3 protein-coding genes are annotated in these 4,541 nt (G+C 58.9%); all 3 read right to left on the bottom strand.

Annotated elements, in window-relative coordinates:
- Window positions 1-422: 422 nt before the first annotated feature.
- A complete protein-coding gene (locus tag Q0072_RS14630; RefSeq protein WP_298331495.1) occupies window positions 423-1,799 on the bottom strand; it encodes a DUF1329 domain-containing protein in 1,377 nt (458 codons plus the stop codon).
- A gap of 18 nt (window positions 1,800-1,817) precedes the next feature.
- Entirely contained in the window at window positions 1,818-3,419 is a 1,602-nt protein-coding gene (locus Q0072_RS14625; RefSeq protein ID WP_298331493.1) for a DUF1302 family protein, read from the bottom strand.
- Window positions 3,420-3,743: 324 nt separating this feature from the next.
- On the bottom strand, window positions 3,744-4,541 hold a 798-nt coding region (locus Q0072_RS14620), incomplete at its 5' end, for an enoyl-CoA hydratase/isomerase family protein (protein WP_298331491.1).

Here is a 4,541-nt window from a genome sequence, read left to right as displayed (position 1 = left end):
GCGACGCCGGCGACCTCCGTCCGTGATGATCTCAATCTCAGGCATAAGCACATGCTCAGGGATATCCCCAAGCCTCCCTGGCTAGGCCTGAATGTCCGGTCCAAACGGGGGCCAGTTCATGTTGCCAATTTGCCCCATTATCATCCGAGTAGAGAATGATCCCCCGCTCGCCTACGGCAACCAGCCGGTCCCCCGCCCGTGCCAACCCCAGCAGAACAGAACGGGCCGCCTGAGGGGTGATCAGGGCCGCCTGTTCCAGGGGTGGTGCCTCGCGAGCGGCAGCGCCGGGAGCCACCATGCCCAAGACCAACGACAGACACAGGCCGAGCGCCCGCAGCCTTTGCGCGGAAACATCCATTGCGACTTCTCCAACCGGCACGCCAATGAGATTGACGTGCCGTTCAAGGTCATTAGGGGCTGTATCAGCGGAGTTGATTGCCGACCATGGCATCGGGCGTAAAATCCCCTTCCTTCAGGTCGGTGCTGGCACCCACCCCGATGGTGGGACCGGGTGCGTTCATGAACGGCCCGGCATACCAAGCACCGGAGACCAGATCGTAATAACCGAAGGTGACGATATCAGTCATGCTCATCTCCCCATAGGTGATGGGCATGCCATAAACCGTGCGCCAAAGCTGTCCGTTCACATCCCAACGGTCACCCAGCAAGGCAAGCCAGGAATCTTCATCCACGTAATAGACACTGCGCGGAGAGGTGTGACGCTTGCCTGCTTTCAAGGTGGCTTCCACCACCCAAACCCGGTGCAGCTCCCAGCGAACATAATCCGGGTTAAGGAACGGCCCCGTCATCAGTGTTTCCGGGTTATCCGGCTGAAGCATTTTGTAGGTGTTGTAGGGAACCAACATTTCCTTCTTACCGACAAGCTTCCAGTCATAAAGGCCGGGGCCGGCACCGAAGACGCTAACCTCGTCAAAGCTGATCAAGCCTGCGGACGTGGGCAGTGGCGTGTCGCCATTGGGGTTCGGCAACTTCCGAACGCGCCTTTGGCCCGTGAGGTAAACCCAGGTATTGGTCTTCGTATCGTCGACATGCAGGCGCCCCACCAGGGCTTCCCCAGCGCGAATGGGCGGGCCATCGTTCAACACACGGGTCTGCCAGTACACACCGTCAAACTTTTCCGCCGATCCATTGGGATCGTAATAGGGTGACATATTGTGCTGTTCACCCTTCACCACCATTACCTTCTTGCCATCGGCGGTGATCATCCAGGTCTGGCCGTTGCTGGCACGCGTTTGGATGCCGGTATAGCGAAGCAGGTGATTCCACATCACCTCCAGCCCGCTCTGCGGAATGGGAAAGGGCGGACCACCAAAGGCCCCGGACGGGATAGGATAGTTGGTACCATCCACAAGTTTGGCCCGCGTCGCATTCTTGAAAGTATTGTCATAAACCCATTGCGGGGCCACTGCGGTGCGATGGGTGGGATAGACATCAATACGATAGGCCGGATAGCGCTTCAGCATCGCCTTCTGCCCATCCGACAGCTTGTCGGCATATTGGGCCATGTTGGCACCGGTGATGGAGTATAGCGGCTTTTCCGCCGCAAATGGGTCAGGCCGTCGCTGGGCATTGGTAAAGCCGGGCGGCATCGCCACCCCCTCCCCCTTCCATTCAGGAATGGTACCGTCCTTGTTGCCCGACCGCTCCCCCCCAAGGGGAGTCAGGATGGTCTGAAGCTGGCGGGCTTCCTTCTCTGTGGCGGCGGCGAAGGCGGGCAGTGTCGCGGCCGCGACACTCAGAGTGAGAGCCGCGCCCAGAAACAGTCGTTGCAGTTTCATGATTGTCTCCAGACAGGATCAGAACGTGCGGCTGACGTTCAACGAGATGTAATCACGGTCTTTGAAGACCTGCCTGTAAGACCAGGCCTGTGTACTGGGGCTGATGGCATTGAAGAGTACGCCACCGCCGCCATAATAGTGGGTGACGCTAAGACCTGCCTGCCATGTATCCAGATAGGTTGCTTTCACACCGAGACTGACCGAGCCGCCATTTTCGGCCATTGGGGCCAGTCCAACCATGTTGCGCGAGCCATTGGGCTGATAGCTGATGCCGATGGGCAACCGGATATCAATGCCAGGGAGAGCCTGATAATAGGTTGGCTCCAACAGTACCTGTGCCCGCAGGCTGTTGCGCGTGCCATTGGGCCGACAGACGCCACCTGGGAAGCCGATAGGCTGGCAGCCGCTCAGGGTGTCGGCGTTGTCCGTCACCTTCAAAACACGGTTGAATGCCACTTCCGCGATGAGCGTTGCATCATCCCACAGGGTATTGTGCCCCAGGTTGGAACCAAAGGCAGAAACATTCAGATGGAAGGTCCGCGCGACAGCATAGCGTGCACCGCCCCCGAGATCATAAGCATTCGGCGACAACAGATCCTGACCAGTGCGCAGCGAGGTTTCCACCGCGTAATTGAACAGGCCAATGGAACGGTTGGCGCTGGCAGCGAAAGCATTGATCCCGTTATTATAGGCTTCATAGAAGCGCCCAGTGACAGGGTTACTGACGAACTGGCTGGACTTGCTGTTGAATCGCACCGCGTACAGTCCGTAATCAGTATCTTCCCCGCGGTAGCGCAGGGAAAGCCCTCCCTGCCCGCCATCCTTGCCACCTTGGGTATCTGTCCGCCGCAGGGCACCTGCAGGCGTATAGATCAGGTTGCCGCCTGGCTGAAAATCCAGCGGGGAGAAATAGCTGCCAGCGCCCTGCTGGCGGTTGGCACGCCAGCCCAATTGATAGATGGCATAGGCGGTCAGTTCGTCCGTGATCTGTACTTGGCCGGATATCTGCGGCACCGGGCGCAGCAATTCCTGGAACCGCAGGTTTGGCACAGACAGAGCCTTTGCCACATCAACAGGGGACATGGCCCCGGCAATGGCGTTATCACCGAAAAAGACGCTTTCGCCCCAGATTACGCTGTGCTGCCCCACGCGTAAGGTCGTGGGGTGTTCCCCAAGGTCGAAGCGGGAAGTGACAAACGCGTCTAACAGTTCAACATCGCGCCCGTGCACCCGGCGGGTATAGGAATTGAATTTGTCCGGCGCGGTCGATGGGCCTGTGTTGACCGCGCTCGTGCCGGGACCGAAGGCGCCAGCCGTATTGTTGTCATTGCGTTGATTATAAATTGTATCATACCAGCCCGCCCCGCTGACGCGCAGACCGAACTGCTGATAGTTTGCCTCCAGCTCGCTCAGCAGGTCGAAGCGGTTGGAAATGAAACCGCTTTTCCGGAAATTGGTATCCCCGTCATCCAGATTTACATTGCTGCGTAGCTGGGTGTCGGCGCCCTCAAGCCGGTAACCGGCGCTATATTTGGCCGTGTTGTCCCAGCGCAGCTTCAAACCCGGCACATCGGTTTCGATCTGCGCAGCAGATGCCGATCCCGCCGCCAGCAGCGCCATGGGCAGCAGCCCATAAGTCCGCCGACCGATTGCGGACGCATTTATGGTGTGTTTTTGTCGCCTTCCAAGCATCGTATCCCTCCCTGGGATTTTCAAATTGCGGAGACGCTCTTTGGCGTCTTTGTTGGCAGGGCAAATGCCCCTTGCTTACTGAAACTGAAACCGCGCCATTTGGCTGCCCGCAGGGCAGCGCCAATGGCGGCAGCGTGAGGTGATCGGTTTGGCGGTAGAATTGTTGGGGGCATCCTACATCGACGCCCCCTGCAACAGCCCCCCCCTTGAAGGGGGGCACCCCTACCAAATGCTCGGGGTGGGAGGATATTACTATGCTTTGACGGATAGCTTGGCCAAGCTGCCCGGCAGGTCCAACTCAAACTCCCGGGTCTGGCCAACTTCAGCCGACCGGCGGATACTGGCGGCGATGGAGCCGTTCTGGATCGCCGTTTGGAAGCCGATATTCTCTGCCGCCATTGCGGCGAACATCGGCTCCACAAAGGGTTGCACAACCCTGTCCAGCACGGCGCGGTGCATGGCAATGACGTCAGTCGACAAACTGACGATACGGGCTATCAGGTCTTCGACATAAGCATCCAGTTGATCCACCGGCAGCGCCCGGTTGATCAGATTGTACCGTTCAAGCTCAGCCCCGGTGAAATCACGGGTGGACAGCAGGATTTCCAACCCGCGTGCTGGCCCCGCCATCATCATGACCCGGGTGGCCCCCCCGCCCGTTGCCAGGAACCCGGCCCCGGCTTCAGGGTTACAGAACAGCGACGCCTCCGTGGCAAAGCGCATATCTAAGGCCAGCAGGAATTCCAGCCCGGCACCGCGGGCCCGCCCATTGACCTTGCCGATGGTGATTTGTGGCACGTTCTGCCAGATCAGGCCCAGAGACTGTACGGCGTTGATATCGGGGAACTTGCTTTGCGTCTGCGGATTCTGCAGCGATGCCTCAAGCTCGGTCACGTCAAAATGAGCAATCCAGAAATCAGGATCGGCGCTGTCTACCAACACCAGTTTCAGATCGCGGCGCTGCATCAGCATGCCGCCAACCTGCATCAGTTCTCCCACCATCAGACCATTCATCAGGTTGATCGGCGGATTGTTCAGCGTGACACGGAG

It is taken from the genome of Asticcacaulis sp., from assembly GCF_027484505.1.
Taxonomy (GTDB): domain Bacteria; phylum Pseudomonadota; class Alphaproteobacteria; order Caulobacterales; family Caulobacteraceae; genus Asticcacaulis.
Note: the sequence above shows the minus strand (reverse complement) of the source record. Positions and strands in the feature narration are given on the sequence as shown.